At 64.7% G+C, this 16,061-nt stretch carries 15 protein-coding genes and 1 pseudogene; 9 read left to right on the top strand and 7 right to left on the bottom strand.

The annotated features are described in order from the left end of the window. The first annotated feature begins 105 nt into the window (after positions 1-105). Positions 106-1,008, top strand: a complete 903-nt coding sequence (locus K3724_RS23615) for a LysR family transcriptional regulator (protein WP_259993253.1) — start codon at positions 106-108, stop codon at positions 1,006-1,008. A gap of 68 nt (positions 1,009-1,076) precedes the next feature. On the opposite strand, the gene K3724_RS24065 is transcribed toward K3724_RS23615, so the two are convergent. Further along, complete coding sequence (locus K3724_RS24065) at positions 1,077-1,346, bottom strand: helix-turn-helix domain-containing protein (protein ID WP_409201434.1); 270 nt, start codon at positions 1,344-1,346, stop codon at positions 1,077-1,079. A gap of 277 nt (positions 1,347-1,623) precedes the next feature. Here K3724_RS24065 and K3724_RS23610 point away from each other — a divergent pair. Next, a pseudogene (locus tag K3724_RS23610) lies at positions 1,624-2,422 on the top strand (IS5 family transposase). Between the two features lie 19 nt (positions 2,423-2,441). On the opposite strand, the gene K3724_RS23605 reads toward K3724_RS23610, so the two are convergent. The 5 genes from K3724_RS23605 to K3724_RS23585 all read right to left on the bottom strand — a co-directional run bounded on the left by K3724_RS23605 (position 2,442) and on the right by K3724_RS23585 (position 6,651). Then, entirely contained in the window at positions 2,442-2,783 is a 342-nt protein-coding gene (locus K3724_RS23605; RefSeq protein WP_259993252.1) for a zinc ribbon domain-containing protein YjdM, read from the bottom strand. An 81-nt stretch (positions 2,784-2,864) separates the two neighbouring features. After that, positions 2,865-3,641, bottom strand: a complete 777-nt coding sequence (locus K3724_RS23600; protein ID WP_259993251.1) for a heme ABC transporter ATP-binding protein — start codon at positions 3,639-3,641, stop codon at positions 2,865-2,867. Positions 3,642-3,651: 10 nt separating this feature from the next. After that, a complete protein-coding gene (locus tag K3724_RS23595; RefSeq protein WP_259993250.1) occupies positions 3,652-4,728 on the bottom strand; it encodes an iron ABC transporter permease in 1,077 nt (358 codons plus the stop codon). Beyond that, a complete protein-coding gene (locus K3724_RS23590; protein WP_259993249.1) occupies positions 4,712-5,599 on the bottom strand; it encodes a hemin ABC transporter substrate-binding protein in 888 nt (295 codons plus the stop codon). Before K3724_RS23590 ends, K3724_RS23595 begins: the two co-directional genes overlap by 17 nt. Then, positions 5,599-6,651 carry a hemin-degrading factor gene (locus tag K3724_RS23585; RefSeq protein WP_259993248.1) on the bottom strand — a complete coding sequence of 351 codons (1,053 nt, stop codon included), beginning with the start codon at positions 6,649-6,651 and terminating at the stop codon, positions 5,599-5,601. Before K3724_RS23585 ends, K3724_RS23590 begins: the two co-directional genes overlap by 1 nt. 287 nt (positions 6,652-6,938) lie before the next feature. Here K3724_RS23585 and K3724_RS23580 point away from each other — a divergent pair, with 287 nt between their 5' ends. From K3724_RS23580 to K3724_RS23555, 6 genes are read left to right on the top strand one after another with little or no spacing between them, the layout of a single operon-like run. Continuing rightward, positions 6,939-8,981 (top strand): TonB-dependent receptor domain-containing protein, encoded by a 2,043-nt coding sequence (locus tag K3724_RS23580; RefSeq protein WP_259993338.1) that lies wholly within the window; start codon positions 6,939-6,941, stop codon positions 8,979-8,981. A 27-nt stretch (positions 8,982-9,008) separates the two neighbouring features. After that, a complete protein-coding gene (locus K3724_RS23575) occupies positions 9,009-9,437 on the top strand; it encodes a hypothetical protein (protein WP_259993337.1) in 429 nt (142 codons plus the stop codon). Next, entirely contained in the window at positions 9,434-10,096 is a 663-nt protein-coding gene (locus tag K3724_RS23570) for a MotA/TolQ/ExbB proton channel family protein (protein ID WP_259993336.1), read from the top strand. Before K3724_RS23575 ends, K3724_RS23570 begins: the two co-directional genes overlap by 4 nt. Next, entirely contained in the window at positions 10,086-10,466 is a 381-nt protein-coding gene (locus K3724_RS23565) for a biopolymer transporter ExbD (RefSeq protein ID WP_259993335.1), read from the top strand. The genes K3724_RS23570 and K3724_RS23565 overlap by 11 nt, the downstream gene beginning before the upstream one ends. Beyond that, positions 10,466-10,855: a biopolymer transporter ExbD gene (locus K3724_RS23560; RefSeq protein WP_259993333.1), complete on the top strand. Its 390-nt coding sequence runs from the start codon at positions 10,466-10,468 to the stop codon at positions 10,853-10,855. The genes K3724_RS23565 and K3724_RS23560 overlap by 1 nt, the downstream gene beginning before the upstream one ends. After that, a complete protein-coding gene (locus tag K3724_RS23555; protein ID WP_259993332.1) occupies positions 10,852-11,676 on the top strand; it encodes an energy transducer TonB in 825 nt (274 codons plus the stop codon). The genes K3724_RS23560 and K3724_RS23555 overlap by 4 nt, the downstream gene beginning before the upstream one ends. On the opposite strand, the gene K3724_RS23550 is transcribed toward K3724_RS23555, so the two are convergent. Beyond that, positions 11,663-12,568, bottom strand: coding sequence for a LysR family transcriptional regulator (locus K3724_RS23550; protein ID WP_259993331.1), 906 nt, complete (start codon positions 12,566-12,568; stop codon positions 11,663-11,665). The genes K3724_RS23555 and K3724_RS23550 overlap by 14 nt on opposite strands. A 313-nt stretch (positions 12,569-12,881) precedes the next feature. Between K3724_RS23550 and K3724_RS23545 the strand changes: the two genes are divergently transcribed. After that, positions 12,882-16,061, top strand: a complete 3,180-nt coding sequence (locus K3724_RS23545) for a spondin domain-containing protein (RefSeq protein ID WP_259993330.1) — start codon at positions 12,882-12,884, stop codon at positions 16,059-16,061.

Genomic DNA, 16,061 nt, shown 5'->3' with positions numbered 1-16,061 from the left:
CGGTTTGCAGGGCAGTTTGACAGGTCTCAATTCCTGTGAAAAACAGAATGAACTGATGATTATCCTCTGAAAATCCGAGGTAAGATGCCTGTCTCGCTCAGATCCATGCGATATTTCGTGACAGCAATTGCGCATGGCAATATTTCCCGCGCGGCGGCCGATCTGAATGTCGCCGCCTCTGCTGTTGCCGCCGCAATTGACCAGATCGAGGCCCGGTTCCAGCTCAAACTGGTCAACCGCCACCGCGCCCGCGGTATTGAGCCGACCGCCAGCGGCAAGGTATTCACGCAGAAATTCAAACACCTGCTGGAAGAATACGATGCGCTGCTGTTCGAAGGCACAGAACTGAAGCAGAGCCTTAAGGGGGACTTGCGCATCGGCTATTATGCGCCCGTCGCCCCGGCCTTTCTGCCGGAAATCCTCTCCGGGCTGGCGGGGCAGGACGGCCAGACAACCTATCACCTTGAGGAATGCGACAACGACCGCGCCCAGGCTGGTCTGCTGGCGGGGGATTTTGATGCGATCCTGTTTGTCTCGGACGTGGCCCGCCCGCAGGTGGAGTTCGACGTGCTGATCGAGGCCCCGGCCTATTGCCTGGTCCCGGCGGATCATCCCATTGCCCGGCAGGCGTCGGTGCGGCTCAGACATCTTGCTGGCGAGCCGCTGATCGTGCTCAACCGGCCGGTTGCCGCGGATTATTACCGGATGCTGTTCGACGAAGCCGGGCACAGCCCTGCGGCGCTGGCCTATGCAAACTCAACCGAGATGGTCCGCAGTCTGGTTGGGGCCGGCCATGGCTGCGCGGTGCTGAACATGCTGCCGGGGACGGATATCAGCTATGCCGGCCACAGGCTTGCGGCGGTTCCGATCACAGACCCGCTGCCGCGGCTGTCTTTATCAGTTGGCTACGGCAAATCAAACCAGCGCCGCCTCGTCAGCCAGTTTGCCCGGCTCTGCCGTGACTATTTCCGTGACGGCCCAGGGCACCGGCATGTGGTTGCAGGATAGACCTGCCTGCAAGCCGCTGTTGGTGCCGTAACAACGCAGGTACAGTTCCTGGCAATGCGAAAATCCTTTCACCTTTGACCATTCGCCGCCCTTGGGGAACTGCATCCAGCCGTTCGCCAAGATTGGACCGGGCAGATGCCGGACTCAGCGGCACAAGAGGGTAGTGCGCAAAGGAATTTTCCGATGAAGGGCTGAAGTCCGATTGCCACACGGCGGAAGGTCGTGGATTTGAAGCGCTTCAACATGCGCGCCATCCCGGCCGCCGGGACCTTTGCCAGCCGCCAGTCTTCGATCCTGCGGCGTTCCTGAAAGGAAAGCTGCGTGTAAACGGCTCCCATGCGATTATCCTCCTTGTAGATAACGCGATGTTTTACAATAGGATTCGCACTTCAAAGTAGCGCGCACTCCGCTACATATGACGGCCCTGTAATCGGTCTTATGTTGAATGTGGAGCAAGAAGAGCGGAGACTGTGAATTCGCTGGATCTGCGTGCGCCATCCGCCGCGCCGCAGCCTCTAGGAAGGCAGCCATTGTTTCAGGGCTGCCTTCCTAGGGTCAGGACCCATTGATTTCCGGTGGGTGGTGTGATTCACGGTTCGAAAAATGAGCGGTGATATGTCTGATCTTTTCTGGCAGACGGACGCGCAGATGGCCCGTCTTGAGCCTTATTTTCCGAAGTCCCACGGTAAGCCGCGTGTTGATGACCGGCGTGTTCTGAGCGGAATTATCTTCATCAATCGCAATGGCTTGCGCTGGCGTGATGCTCCCAAAGATTACGGCCCGCACAAGACTTTGTACAACCGTTGGAAGCGGTGGAGCGACAAAGGCATCTTTGCCCAGATGATGGCCGGTCTGGCTGCTGATCACGGTGAGGAAAAGACCGTGATGATCCCCTCTCGGGACATCACCTCGTGATGCCCTGCCGGGCAATGGACGCAACTTACCTGAAAGCACACCGTACGGCCTCCAGTCTTGGGGTTAAAAAGGGGGGCGTGGGCGCCTGATCGGGCGCACTAAGGGCGGCATGAACACTAAGCTGCACGCAATCTGTGACAGCCAGGGGCGTCCACTGAACCTGTTCGTGACCGCCGGACAGGTCAGTGATTACACCGGTGCAAAGGCGCTGCTAAGTGGCCTGCCTGACGTCCAATGGCTTCTCGGAGATCGCGGGTATGATGCCGATTGGTTTAGAGAAGCGTTGAAAGACAAAGGGATACGCGCCTGCATCCCCGGTCGAAAGCAGCGCAAGAAAGCCATCAGATACGACAAGCGCCGGTACAAGCGGCGCAACCGCATTGAGATTATGTTCGGCAGGCTGAAGGACTGGCGGCGGGTTGCAACACGATACGACAGATGCCCAAAAGTCTTCCTGTCAGCAATCGCGCTTGCAGCCCTCGTTATCTACTGGCTTTGAAACTCAATGAGGCCAGAGCCTAGCCGGACACTTTCTTGACAAACTGCGATTTCAGGCCGATCGGGCCGACCCCCGGCACCTTGCAATCAATGTCGTGGTCGCCATCCACCAGCCGGATGCCCCGGACCTTGGTGCCAACCTTGATAACCGAGGACGTCCCCTTCAGCTTCAGGTCCTTGATAACCGTGACCGTGTCGCCGTCGGCCAGCAGATTGCCGACGCTGTCGCGCACTTCGGCAGTCTCGCCGTCCGCCGCCCCTGCCGCCCATTCATGCGCGCATTCAGGACAAATCAGCAGGGCATCCACCTGATAGGTATAGGCAGAGGCGCATTCGGGGCACGGAGGCAAAGTATCAGTCATGTACGCTCCAATAGCCCTAAGACAGGATGCTGGCCAGACCGGGATTGTGCCCCGTCCCCCCCGGCCCCGGCGCGCCCTGCTTCAGACCGCGCGCGCCTGCGGCAGCAGGAACGGCACACCGGCGGGCGGCACGCTGTTCACCGGCACCGGGCAGCCATAGACCTGCGCCAATGTGTCATTGGTCAGCACGTCTCCCGGCGCGCCGTCCGCGGCCACCCGGCCTGCATGGATCAGGGTGATCCGGTCGGCAAACATCGCGGTGAGGTTCAGGTCATGCATCACCGCCACCACGCCGCCGCCGCGCACCGCATAATCGCGCGCCAGATCCATCACCGTGAACTGATGGCCGATATCCAGACTGGCCACCGGCTCGTCCAGGATCAGCCAGCGCGGCACGCCGTCCAGCACCGGCTCCCAGACCTGCACCATCACCCGGGCCAGCTGCACCCGCTGCTGCTCGCCGCCCGACAGATCCTGATAGAACCGGTGCGCAAAACCCGCCAGATCCACCTGTTCCAGCGCGCGCAGCGGCAGCGCGCTGTCCGCCGCCGCCAGCCCGGCGCGCAATCCCAGCCGGACAATCTCCAGCACCGTGAACGGAAACGCGATGGCGGCGGACTGCGGCTGCACCGCGCGGATGGCGGCCAGCTGCCAGGGTTTCATGGCGGCGGTATCGCGCCCGTTCAGCAGCACCCGCCCGGTAAACGGCACCTCGCCGGTCATCGCCCGCAGCAGCGTGGTCTTGCCCGATCCATTGGGGCCGGCAATGGCGGTCACCTCGCCGGGGCGGGCCTCAAAATCCACCCCCTTCAGGATGGCGCGGCGGCCCAGCGTGACCCGGATATCATATGCCTGCATGACGGGCCTCCTAAATGCCGGTGCTGCCGAAACGGCGCAGCAGGATCCACAGAAAGAACGGCGCGCCCAGCACCGCCGTGATGATGCCGATGGGCAGCTCTGCCGGCGCCACGGCCACGCGTGCGATCATATCCGCCGCCAGCAGCAGCGAGGCCCCCAGCAGGGCCGCGTTCGGCAGCAGGCTGTGGTGGTCCGGCCCGGTGGCCAGCCGCAGCAGATGCGGCACCACAATGCCGACAAAACCAATACCGCCGGACACCGCCACCGCCGCGCCGGTGGCGGCAGCAACCGTCACAACCGCCGTGTTCTTGACCCGCTGCACCGCAATGCCGGTGTGGCCTGCAGCCGCCTCGCCCAGGGCCAGCCCGTTCAGCCCGCGGGCCAGAAACGGCGCCGCCAGCAGCGCCAGGCAAATCACCGGCGCGGCGGCCATGACCTTGGCCCAGGTGGCGCCGGCCAAGGACCCCATGTTCCAGAACGTCAGATCGCGCAGCTGGCTGTCATCGGCCATGAATGTGATCATGCCGGTGCCCGCATTGGCCAGCGCGCTGATCGCAATGCCCGCCAGCAGCATGGTCGCAACCGAGGTCTGCCCGCCGCGGGTGGAAATCCGGTAGAGCACCAGAATGGCGGTCCAGCTGCCGAAAAACGCGGCAATGGACACCAGATAGCTGCCCGCCGCCTGCTGAACCGCGGCAGGCAGCGCGCTGCCCAGCACGATGGCCGCCACCGCCGCCAGACCGGCGCCGGCGCTGACACCCACAATGGCCGGGTCCGCCAGCGGGTTGCGGAACAGCCCCTGCAGCAGCGCGCCGGATACCGCCAGCGCCGCCCCCACCAATGCGCCCATGACCAGGCGCGGCAGCCGGATATCAAACAGGATAAGCCGGTCCAGACGGCTCAGCTCCCGGCCCGCCGCCAGATCGCCAAGCGCACCCCACAGCGAGGTGCCCGAAGCGCCCCAGGCCAGCGAAAACACCGCCATCACCGCCAGCAGCGCGGCCAGCCCCACGGTCAGCCGCCGCGCCTGCAGCCGGCGGTCCACTCCCCGCCCTGCGGCGGCAGGTGCATCAATGGCCAAGGACATCCTGCGCCCCCCCGCCATACAGCGCCAAGTTCAATTTAGTGACCGCCGAGGCCGTGCGCGGGCCGAAACCAATCAGATGCAGCCCGTTCATCCGCACAATGGCGCCGTTTTGCGCCGCCGGAGTGGGCTGGATGGCCGGGATCGCCAGCAGGTCTTCGGTGCGGATGCCATGGTCGCCGCCGCGGTCCATCATCAGGATCACATCCGGCGCGGCTTGCGCGATGGCCTCATCCGTCATCGGCTTGTAGCCCGCGAACCCCGTCACCGCATTCACACCGCCCGCCAGCCGGATAATGCTGTCCGCCGCCGTGTCCGCACCGCCTGCCATGATGCGCCCGCCCTGGGTGGACAGCACAAACAGCACTGTCCGGGGCGCGCCGCCTGCCGCCTTTGCCGCCGCAGCCTGGGCGGTGGCGATTTCCGCGCTGACCTGCCCGGCCAGCACCTCAGCCGCGTCCTGCTGGTCCAAAGCAGCGCCAACAGTGCGGATCTTGCGGGCAATCCCTTCGGCGCTGAAATCTTCGGGCACGCTGATATATGCCACCTCAGCCGCCTTCAGCACGTCCAGTGTCTCCGGCGGCCCGGCGCCCTCAATCGCCAGGATCATGTCCGGCGCCACCGACAGCACCCCCTCAGGCGCCAGCGCCCGCTGATAGCCGATGTCGGGCAGCTGCCGGGCCTCCGCCGGAAAGGTGGAGGTTGTGTCCCGGGCAATCAGCCGGTGCTGCTGATCCAGCGCATAGACGATTTCCGTGACCGAGCCGCCGACCGAAACGATGCGGCTTGCCGGATCCGCCAGCGCCATATGGCCTGCAAACACCGCAGCAACCAGCAGGTTCAAACCCAGATACAGACGGGACAGTACTGTCATCAGGCCACCTCTGCCGCAGTCAGAGTGGCCAGGCCTTCGACGATGGCATTCCACGCGGGCCGGTGATCCCTGGCCTCGGCCCGGCGGCCAAAGACCTGCAGGATCAGAGCGCCGTCAGCGTCAAACGCCTCAACCGAGACCGCATCGCCGCGCTGGGTGGGTTTGGTGACGGCCCAGACTTCGGCAATATGATCCAGCCGCAGATGCAGGTCGAAACCGGGATCGAGGATGTTCTGCCACGGCCCCATTTCGCGCAGGGTTTTCACCGGGCCGCTGTGGATTTCGATGCAGCCCGTATTGCCCACGAAAATCATCACCTCAACGCCCTGATCGCGCACCGCTTCAAGCATGCTGTTCACCGCAGCCGGCTCCAGCGCGCGGGCCAGCGGCGCCCCGGCAATGCGGTAGGCGCCCAGCCGGTTCATCTTCAGTTTCGAGGTCAGCCGCATAAACTGGTGGGTGTCGGTCATCCTGGCCCATTCCGTGCGCAGCGCATCGGCCTTGTCCGTGTTGCCCTTGGGCGCCTCCGCCGGCTTGCGCGGCTCCACTGCCAGCGCCTGGCTCTGGTCTTCCAGCTTCAGGTCTTCCACCAGCCGGTCCCAGGCCGCCAGATCCGAAGCCTCGCGCAGATGCACCTTATGCACCGCATCCCCGGCTGCATCGAAGATCTGAATGGACCGCTTGATGCCCTTGTCCGTCTCCCGCTCCACCGCAAAGGCGGTGACGAAATGCTTGGGGAACAGCCGCAGGTCGATCGCATCGTTCAGCACCATCGAGGCATGCTGGCCCGAACGGTAATTGCCGTACACCCCCACCTTCTCAATCACGCAGGACCGGTTGCGGGTCAGCGCCATCACCTCGCCCAAGGCAGCCAGCCGCGGCATGATCGCATCCGGCGCGGCACTGATGCGGGTCATGCCTTGGCCTGCATAGGCCGCCACCAGCTGGCCCTCGGAAATGCCGAATTTATCCGCAAAATCACGGTCGCGCAGGGCGGAATGTTCAGCGCGTGCGGCACGGATCGCCGCCGGCGTCATCGGGGTATCAGTCATGTCAGCCCTCTCAGCTGGGAGATTGGAAAGGGCTGGCAACGGCGGCAGATAAAGCGCGCAGCAGCTGGCGGCCGCATTTTACGGCACGTTAATTTATGTTGACTGTTTCTATCACCTTTATTAACAGGCTCAAGCGGAATTTGTGAATCCGCAACGTCAGACACACGACCACGCCAGCCCCGTCGCAAGCATCCGGTTCAACAGAACAGACAGATGCAAAGGGACGCGAGATGGGGAAACACCACAAGAAACGGCATGGCGGGTGGCTCCTGCTAAGCACCGTTTCAATGCTGGGCCTGATGGCCAGCGCCGGCAGCCTGGCCGCACAGGATATCATTGAAGACGAGGATTTCCTGGGCACAGTTGACCTGGGCCAGGGCAAGCGCGAGGTGCAGACCGGCACCGCGGTGCCGCTGACTGTGATCACCCAGGAAGAGATCGACGACCGCCAGGCCGGCACCATCGGCGAGCTGATCGATTCCGTGCCCGGCGTCAACCTGGTGAACGGCAACACCCCGCGCGGCGCCGGCATCAACATCCGCGGCTTCGGCGCCACCAGCAGCTTTGGCACCGACCAGAAGGTCCAGGTGATCGTCGACGGCGCCACCACCGGCTCCGAGGAGCTGTACCGCATCGGCACCCAGCTGTTCACCGACCCGGAACTGTACAAAGAGGTCTCGGTCCTGCGCGGCACCATCGGCAGCTTTGAATACGGCTCTGGCATCATCGGCGGTCTGGTCAAACTGGACACCAAGGACGCCTCGGATTTCACCGGCGGTGAAATTGGCCTGCGCTTCCGTCAGACCCTGCAGGCCACCAGCAACGGCGAAGGGTTCGCCAGCTCCTCGATCCTGGCCTGGCAGCCGCTGGATAACTTTGAGCTGCTGCTGAACTACACCCTGCGCGACACCGCCGAATACGACAATGGCGACGGCAGCCAGGTGGCCAACACCCAGTCGCGCACGCCCTCTTACCTGATCAAGGGCAAGTACAGCTTTGGCGATGCGGGCGAGCATTCGATCACTGCCTCGCTGAACGACAGCGCGAACGACGAAAAAGACGTGCCCTACGATGGTTTCGGCACCACCAGCACCAGCTTCGGCAGGGTCGACCGCCGGATTGATAACCGCGTCGCCGGCATCCGCTACCAATGGAACCCGGTTGGCAATGATCTGGTCAATCTGGACGTGAACCTGACCTATTCTGATCAGGAAATCACCCAGTCCTACATCGCCGGCAGCGCCTTTTGCGACGACGGCGGCGTGGTCCGGGCCGATCCGAACTGCGCGCGCAGCGGCCCGGCGGGCACCCCCTTCAGCAGCGCCACCCAGGACGCCGATCACCGCTATGAGACAACCAAGCTGACTGTAAAAAACAGCAGCTATTTCACCACCGGCGCCGCCACCCACGACCTGCGCGCCGGGGTTGAGCTGTCGCGCCGCGAACGCCTCGATGCCTCCTCCGCACCGGGCGGCACCGCCAAGCGTTATGCGGTGTTTGCCGTCGACGACATCTCTATCGGCCGCTGGACCGCCACCCCTGCCCTGCGCTACGAATCACAGGAGATCAAGGCACATGACGGCTCGCAGAACCACGACGCCTCGGCGCTGATGGGCGGCTTGTCGCTGCGCTATGAATTCGACGCTGGGTTTGCCCTGTTCGGCAGTGCCGCCTATACCGAAAACCTGCCGGTGATCGACGATCTGGACAATGCCGCCCGCATCGGTGTTTCCGAACGCTCGCACACCTATGAAATCGGCGCCTCATACGCGGCGGCGGATGTGCTGACCGCCAATGACAGCCTGGCGGTCAAGGTGACCTACTACCAAAGCCGGCTGCGCGACATCACTTCTTATGTCAGCTCTGTCTCCCTGCCCACGCCGCCCTTCTTCGCCTTTGTGCCGCTCGACAAGGTTGATACCCGCGGGTTCGAGATTGAGGCCGGCTATGCGCTCGACTCCGGCTTTTACGCCGACCTGAACGCCAACCTGCCCGATGGCGAAGAAGTCCTGAACGGCACCGCCGCGCGCTGGCGCAACCTGGCCTCGGACGATCTGCGCCTGACCCTGGGCAAACGCTTCGGCGAGACACTGGATCTCAGCTGGGAACTGGTGGCGGCGAAATCCGGCTTTGATGCTGCAGGAACGGCAGTGGCGGGCTACGGCGTCCACAATCTGCGCGCCACCTACAAGCCGCAGTCCGGCCTGCTGCAAGGCACCGAGGTACGTTTCGGCATCGAGAACGCCTTTGACCGCGCCTACCGGCCCAGCCTCTATTCCCGCGACGCGGCGGGGCGCAATTTCAAGCTGACGCTGGCCAAAACCTTCTGATCCCCGGAACCGACCAAGAGGTGCGACATGGCACATGGACGTAAAGCCCTGATTTCCCTGCTTCTGACTGCCGCGCTGGCAGCAACCGGCGCGGCGGCAGAAGACGCCGCCGAACCCGGTATCGCCATTGAACTCAGCGCGGCAGAAGCGGCGGAGGGTGCCTGCAAACTGTCCTTTGCGGTGCAAAACTCCCATGCCAAAGACGTCGAGCAGGCGGTCTATGAAACCGTCCTGTTCGACGCCCGGGGGCAGGTCGCGCGGCTGACACTTCTCGATTTCCGGGACCTTCCTGCCGGGCGCCTGCGCGTGCGGCAGTTCCAGTTCCCGCAGGCCTGCGCGGACATCAGCCGGGTCCTGATCAACGGCGCCGCCACCTGCACCGGCGGCGGCCTGCCCGACGGCGCCTGCAGCCGCGGCCTGCGCCTCAGCTCCAAAGTGATGGAGCTGGCAGGATGAACACAATACACACCGCCCTGAACAAGGTGCTGGACCTCGGCGGCCCGGTTGTGCTGCTGCTGCTGGCGGTCTCGGTGCTGACCAGCGCGCTGGTGCTTTACAAAATCTGGCAATACCGCATGGCACGGGTCGGCCAGCATCGCGCCCTGGCTGCCGCAGTGGCTGCCTGGGACCGGGGCGAGGCTGACGCGGCCCGGCACAGCCTCAGCCAAAGCAAATCCTATCTGGTGCCGGTGATGCGGCTGGCGCTGGACGGCGCCCCGGACCAGATGCAGGCCGACCGCGCCGACGCCGAGGCCGAGGAACGTTTCTCCCGGCTTGAGCGCGGCCTTGGCACGCTGGACATGGTGGCCCAGCTGGCACCGCTGCTGGGGCTGTTCGGCACCGTCATCGGCATGATCGAGGCTTTTCAGAAACTGCAATCCGCTGGCGCCTCGGTGGATCCCTCGCTGCTGGCCGGCGGTATCTGGGTGGCGCTGCTGACCACCGCCGCAGGGCTGGCGGTGGCGATGCCGGTCTCGCTGGTGCTCAGCTGGCTGACCGCCCGGATGCAGCGCGAACGGGTCTTTGCCAACCGTGCCCTGCGCACCGTCTTTGCCCCGTCTTCCCCTGCCCTGTCTCCGGCAGAGGCGCCCCTGCAGGTGGCCCATGGCGGTTAAACTGCACGGCATAAAACGCAGACGCCTGTCGATGACCTCGCTGATCGACGTGATCTTCCTGCTTCTGTTGTTCTTCATGCTCACCTCCACCTTCTCGAAATTCGGCGAGGTTGAGCTGATGGCCGCAGGCCAGGGCGCCGCCAGCACCGGCAAGCAGATGCTGTTTGTGGCGCTCGGCGAACAAAGCCTGACCCTGAACGGCCAGCCCGCCGACCTGGAACGGATTGCCGGCCTGATCCGGATGCAGCCGCAATCCGGCGGCCATCTGGTGCTGATCAGCCCTGGCGCAGATGCCTCCTCGCAGCGGCTGGTTGACCTGCTGTCCGCCCTGCGCGGCGTTGACGGGCTGCAAACCCTGGTGCTCGGCTGATGCGCCTCAAACCGCCCGCCGCCGCACAGAAGGAGCCGACAATTGCGCTGATCAACATCGTGTTCCTGATGCTGATCTTCTTCATGATTGCCGGCACCCTGGCGGTGCCGCTCGACCAGGATCTGACCCTAATCGAGGCGCAGGACCTTGAAGGCCGCGAACCGCCCGATGCGCTGGTAGCCCATGCCGATGGCCGCCTGACCCTGCGCGGCAAGGTGTTGCCGGACGCCGCCGCCTATGTCACCGCGCTGAACCGCGAAGACCGGGCCGCCCTGCGCATCGTGCCCGATCGCAACCTGCCCGCGCGGGACCTGGTGAAACTGGGCAACGCCCTGCGCAGTGCCGGCGCCGAACGGGTGCTGATCGTCACCGAAAGAGCGCTGCAATGAAGGTGCCGCACTCCCGGCTGGCAGGTCTCGCAGCGCTGTTCCTCGCCGCTGCAGCCCACGCCGGCGCTGCCTTTCTGACAGACCGCGAACAGGCCGAACAGGCAGGCGGCCAGACCGGCCTGGCCGCCCAAGGGTTTGCCTTTGCCGACCTGGCCCAAGGCACAGATGTTCCGGTTGAGGCCGAGGAGGTTCTTAAGGCAGAACAGCCGGTCCAAGAGGCCGCGCAGCACCCCGCCCCCGAACCGCAACAGCCGGTTGCTCCAATCGCCGCGGCAGAACCCGCGGCCCTGCCAAAGGCCACGCCGGTCCTGCCATCCGGCCAAGCGAAACCTGTGCAGCAGGAACCAGCCGCGCAGCCTCCCCTGCCCGCAGCGCAGCAACCCCTGCCCGAGGCCAAGCCTGCACCGGCGCCGGCACCAAAAACCCAGCCGGAACCCCGCAAGCCCGCCCCGCGCGGCAACAGTGATCAGGACGCCGCACAGGGCACCGCCGCAGGCCGCGCGGCAAAACCGGCAGGACAGGCGACGCAAACCCCCGGCACCGCCAAACAGCAGGGCAACGCCGCGGCGGACAATTACCGCGGCCAGGTGCTGCGGCGGGTGATGCGGGCCAAGCGGCAGCGGGTCAATATCCGCGGTGCTGCGCTGGTGCGGTTCTCCATCGCCGCCAATGGCGCCCTGCAATCAGCCCGCATCGTCAAAAGCTCAGGCTCCGCCAAGCTCGACAGCATCGCCCTGGCCCAGGTCCGCCGCGCAGCCCCCTTCCCGGCCCCGCCCGCCGGGGCGAAAACCACCTATACCGTCCGGATCAAAGGCAAGTAGCAGCGCCGCCGCCCGCCAGGGCGGTCTTGCAGATCCGGGTGACAAACTCCTGCACCGCCTGGATCCGCGCCATGCCGCAGGTATCGGGATGCATCAGCAGCCACAGGTCCGCCGAGGCTTGCAAATGCCCCGGCAGAAGCTCCACCAGATCCGGATGCGACTGGCCCAGATACGCCGGAAACGGCGCAATCCCCAGCCCGCTTTTCACCGCCTCCAGCTGGGCAAAGATACTGTCCGTGGTCAGCGCCACATTGCACGCGGCTGAGACCGCCGCGAACTCCTGGTTTTGCACCGTCTGCGCCAGATCGCCCGAAGCGGCAATGATGTTATGCCCCTCCAGATCCGCCGCCGTTTCAAAATCGCCAAGCGCATCCAGATACAGATCCGAGGCATAGATCCCGAACCCCACCTCCCCCAGCTTGCGGCCCACCAGCCGCTCTTGCTTAGGAGCGCCGATGCGCACGGCGATATCAGCCTCGCGGTTCAACAGGTTCACCTTGCTGGTGGACAGCAGCAGCATTACCCGCAGCTCGGGATGCAAATTGTGCAGCTCGCGCAGCTGCGGCGCCAGCAGGATCTGGCCCAGACCGCTGGGGGCAGCCACAGTGACCGTGCCGGCCAGCTGGCCGTCGCTGCCGCAAACCGCCTCGCCGATCAGCTGTGCCTGATGCTCCATCTGCTCGGCCCGGGCCAGGATCCGGCTGCCGCAGCTGGTCAGCCGCACGCCTGATATGCTGCGATCAAACAGGGTGGCAGACAGCGCCGTCTCCAGCTCCCTCAGCTTGCGCCCGACCGTGGCCGGGCTTTCCGCCAGCCGGCCCGCCGCTCCCGCAATACTGCCCGCACGTGCAACCGCCAGAAAGAACCGGAACAGATCCCAGTTCTGACTCATCACGGGGGCGGGCCTGGGGCCGGAAACGGTTCGCATCACGCCGGAAAACTCATCTGTCAAAATAACGCAGCGGCAAGGGCCGCCTGTCCTCAGCTACTGCCGGCCCCGTTGTAACACCACTCAAATTTACTTGTGTCGCTGTGAGTTTGAAAAAAATTCATCCCCTTACAATAACTTACGTGAAAATCCCCCGTTTCTTTAAAATGACGCGCAGCGCTTCAAATCTGATGCGTTGCGTTTCTTCCGCCCCCTCACAGGTTCAATCGCAACCGTGCGCAAACGGAGCTGCGCCGGTGCTATTGGAGGAAAGACAATGACAGTACAAAACAACATGGGCCCGATCACCGGGACAGAAGGCCCGGACCCTCTTACCGGGACAAATGCCAGCGAATTGCTGCAGGGGCTTGGCGGCGGCGATACTCTGACCGGCGGTTTGGGGGATGATACGCTGGACGGCGGCACAGGATCGGATACCGCGAATTACCGCGACATCGACGTGCCGGTGCAGGCAGATCTGCGCGCAGGCAGCGCCACCCGCGAGACCGGTTTTGCAGTAGTGGTTGAGGACCAGCCGCTGGCCTCGCTGACCACAGACCAATCCCCGGCGGATCTGGTCGACGAAGCCGCGGCAGGCAATCTCTACTACAACCTTCACACCAATGACTTCCCCGGCGGCGAAATCCGCGGCCAGCTGCTGGTTGAAAGCGATGTCACCGATGGCGGCATCCGAACGCTGACCCTGGTTGCGGATCTGGATTCCGCGCAGGAGCCGGACGGCGCCAGCGACTCCCTGGCCACCGGCCAGGGCCGGGTGGTGATCGTGATCGACGGCAGCAGCATCACCTACAGCTCGGACCTGTCGGTGACCGGTCTGGCCACGTCAGACCTGCTGCCGGTGGCAGGCGTCAGCGCCATCCACCTGCACAACGCCCCGGCCGGGCAGAACGGCCCGGTGATCGCCGATATCGTCCAGGACGCGGGCGGCGATGTGAACGGGCTGAACGCCGGCTTTGATGACGGCAATGTCTTTGATGAGGCGGTTGAGACCGACACGCTGATCAGCATCGAAAATCTGGAAGGCTCCGATGACGGCGATGATCTGCGCGGCGACAACGGCGCCAATCTGCTGAACGGCAACGGCGGCGATGACATCTTGCGCGGACGCCGCAGCAATGATGAGCTGAACGGAGGCGACGGCAACGACGACCTGCGCGGCAACCGCGGCGCCGACACGCTGGATGGCGGATCAGGCGATGACGTTCTGCGCGGCGGACGCGGCAGCGACCAGCTGAACGGCGGCAGCGGCAATGACGAACTGCGCGGCGGCGGCGGCAACGACATCCTCAGCGGCGGCGGCGGCGTGGACATCATCGACGGCGGCAATGGCATCGACACCAACTCTTTTGCCAACATCAACCAAGGCGCCGCAGATCCGTCGATTGCCGGCGTGACCGTGGTGCTGAATGCCGACGGCTCGGGCACCGCGTCCTATAATGGCGGCGGCGGCAACGGCCCGCTGATCGAGGAAGAGTTCACCGGCATCGAAAACATCACCGGTTCCTCCAACAACGATGATATCCGCGCCTTGGGCGCCGCCCCCAACGCCATTGACGGCGGCGATGGCGACGACTTTATCGCAGGCGGCGGCGGCACGGATTTCCTGACCGGCGGCGAAGGCACCGACACCAACAGCTTTATCAACATCGGGGCTGAGGTGGTCGCCGATCTCGGCTCTGGCAGCGCCTCCTACCAGCCCAATGAAACCACCACCGTGTTCGAAAACTTCAGCGGGTTCGAAAACCTCGACGGTTCGGACAATGACGACCAGCTGTCCGGCGACGGCGGTGCCAACACGCTGACCGGCAACGGCGGCAACGACTTGCTGGTGGGCCGCGGCGGCAATGATGTGCTGGAAGGCGGCGACGGCAATGACATCCTGCGCGGCGGCGGCGGTGCTGACATCACCGATGGCGGCGCGGGCATCGACACCGCGGATTTCCAGGACATCGGCGCAGCTGTGATTGCCGACCTGAATGCCGGCGCCGCAGTCTATCAGGGGCCGAACGGTGCAGTTGTCGATACGCTGCTGAATATCGAGAACCTGACCGGCTCGGCAAGTAACGACGTGCTGAACGGCGATGCAGGCGACAACCTGCTGGCCGGGGGTGCCGGCGGCGATACCATCAACGGCGGCGGCGGCAATGACGTGATCCGCGGCGATGCCATCGGCGACGGCGAGGCGATCACCGTCACCGTGACCAACACGCTGGGCGACGGCGGCACTTTCCTGACCCCGGTCTGGTTCGGCTTCCACGATGGCGAGAACTTTGACCTCTGGACCGATGGCGAGGCCGCCAGCGGCGGGCTGGAGCGTATTGCCGAAGACGGCAGCGTCGAAGGCATCGCAGCCGAGTTCAACCAGCAGGTCATCGACGGCGGCGTCGATGCCACCATCATCGGCGGAAATGGTGCGCCGGGGCCGATCGATCCGGGCGAAAGCGCCAGCTTCACCATCAATGTGAACGCCGATCAGGTCGGCCAGGGCTTCTTTACCTGGGCCACCATGGTGATCCCCTCCAACGATGCCTTCCTCGCCTCGCCCGACGATGCGCTGCAGGACTTCATCTTTGACGCGGACGGCAACTTTGCCGGGCCGCTGGTGATCGAACGTTTCGGCAGCGATGTGCTGGATGCCGGCACCGAGGTGAACACCGAAGAAGGCGCTGCCTTCCTGAACCAGACCGCCCGCGATCAAGGCACCGCTGAAAACGGCGTGGTCCGCCAGCACGAGGGCTTCAACGGCTCCGAAGGCAATCCGGAGGGCACCCCGGTCAACATTCTGGGCGGCACCACCGCCGCAGGCACCATTGTTGATCCGGCCGAGGGCGACTTTACCCGCAACAGCGGCGAGGAGCAGCTCTTGCGCATCGTGGTCGATCTGGCCGAAGGCGGCGCTGATGTGCTGTCCGGCGGCGCGGGCAGCGACTATATCGACGGCGGACGGGGCAACGACCTGCTGCGCGGCCAGCGCGGCGCCGATACCCTGGACGGCGGCGACGGCGCCGATGTGCTGTTTGGCGGACGCGGGCGCGACCTGGCCGACGGCGGTGCAGGCAGTGACCGTATCGCAGGCGGGCGCGGACGCGACACGCTGGACGGCGGCGCGGGCAACGACCGCATCGACGGCGGACGCGGCGCAGACGTGCTGACCGGCGGCGCCGGCAATGACCAGCTGACAGGCGGGCGCGGCGCCGATAGCTTTGTCTTCAACGAGGGTTTCGGTAATGACGTGATCACCGATTTCAACACCTCCGCCGATGGCGAGCTGCTGGATCTGACAGGCGGAAGCTTTGGCTTCGGCAGCTTTGACGATCTCTCTGGGTCCATCTCTCAGGACGGCGGCAATGCGTTGATCGACCTCGGGAACGACGGCACAATCACGCTGCTGGATGTGCAGGCCTCAACCCTGACCGAGGATCACTTCCTGATCTAA

Origin of the sequence: Leisingera sp. M658, assembly GCF_025144145.1 — a bacterium.
Classification (GTDB): domain Bacteria; phylum Pseudomonadota; class Alphaproteobacteria; order Rhodobacterales; family Rhodobacteraceae; genus Leisingera.
Note: the sequence above shows the minus strand (reverse complement) of the source record. Positions and strands in the feature narration are given on the sequence as shown.

Coding starts and splice junctions, on each gene's coding strand:
- K3724_RS23615 (WP_259993253.1), top strand. CDS start 106: ATGCGATATTTCGTGACAGCAATTGCGCATGGCAATATTTCCCGCGCG.
- K3724_RS23595 (WP_259993250.1), bottom strand. CDS start 4,728: ATGTCCTTGGCCATTGATGCACCTGCCGCCGCAGGGCGGGGAGTGGAC.
- K3724_RS23600 (WP_259993251.1), bottom strand. CDS start 3,641: ATGCAGGCATATGATATCCGGGTCACGCTGGGCCGCCGCGCCATCCTG.
- K3724_RS23565 (WP_259993335.1), top strand. CDS start 10,086: ATGGCGGTTAAACTGCACGGCATAAAACGCAGACGCCTGTCGATGACC.
- K3724_RS23545 (WP_259993330.1), top strand. CDS start 12,882: ATGACAGTACAAAACAACATGGGCCCGATCACCGGGACAGAAGGCCCG.
- K3724_RS23550 (WP_259993331.1), bottom strand. CDS start 12,568: ATGAGTCAGAACTGGGATCTGTTCCGGTTCTTTCTGGCGGTTGCACGT.
- K3724_RS23560 (WP_259993333.1), top strand. CDS start 10,466: ATGCGCCTCAAACCGCCCGCCGCCGCACAGAAGGAGCCGACAATTGCG.
- K3724_RS23585 (WP_259993248.1), bottom strand. CDS start 6,651: ATGACTGATACCCCGATGACGCCGGCGGCGATCCGTGCCGCACGCGCT.
- K3724_RS23570 (WP_259993336.1), top strand. CDS start 9,434: ATGAACACAATACACACCGCCCTGAACAAGGTGCTGGACCTCGGCGGC.
- K3724_RS23555 (WP_259993332.1), top strand. CDS start 10,852: ATGAAGGTGCCGCACTCCCGGCTGGCAGGTCTCGCAGCGCTGTTCCTC.
- K3724_RS23590 (WP_259993249.1), bottom strand. CDS start 5,599: ATGACAGTACTGTCCCGTCTGTATCTGGGTTTGAACCTGCTGGTTGCT.
- K3724_RS23605 (WP_259993252.1), bottom strand. CDS start 2,783: ATGACTGATACTTTGCCTCCGTGCCCCGAATGCGCCTCTGCCTATACC.
- K3724_RS23580 (WP_259993338.1), top strand. CDS start 6,939: ATGCTGGGCCTGATGGCCAGCGCCGGCAGCCTGGCCGCACAGGATATC.
- K3724_RS23575 (WP_259993337.1), top strand. CDS start 9,009: ATGGCACATGGACGTAAAGCCCTGATTTCCCTGCTTCTGACTGCCGCG.
- K3724_RS24065 (WP_409201434.1), bottom strand. CDS start 1,346: ATGGGAGCCGTTTACACGCAGCTTTCCTTTCAGGAACGCCGCAGGATC.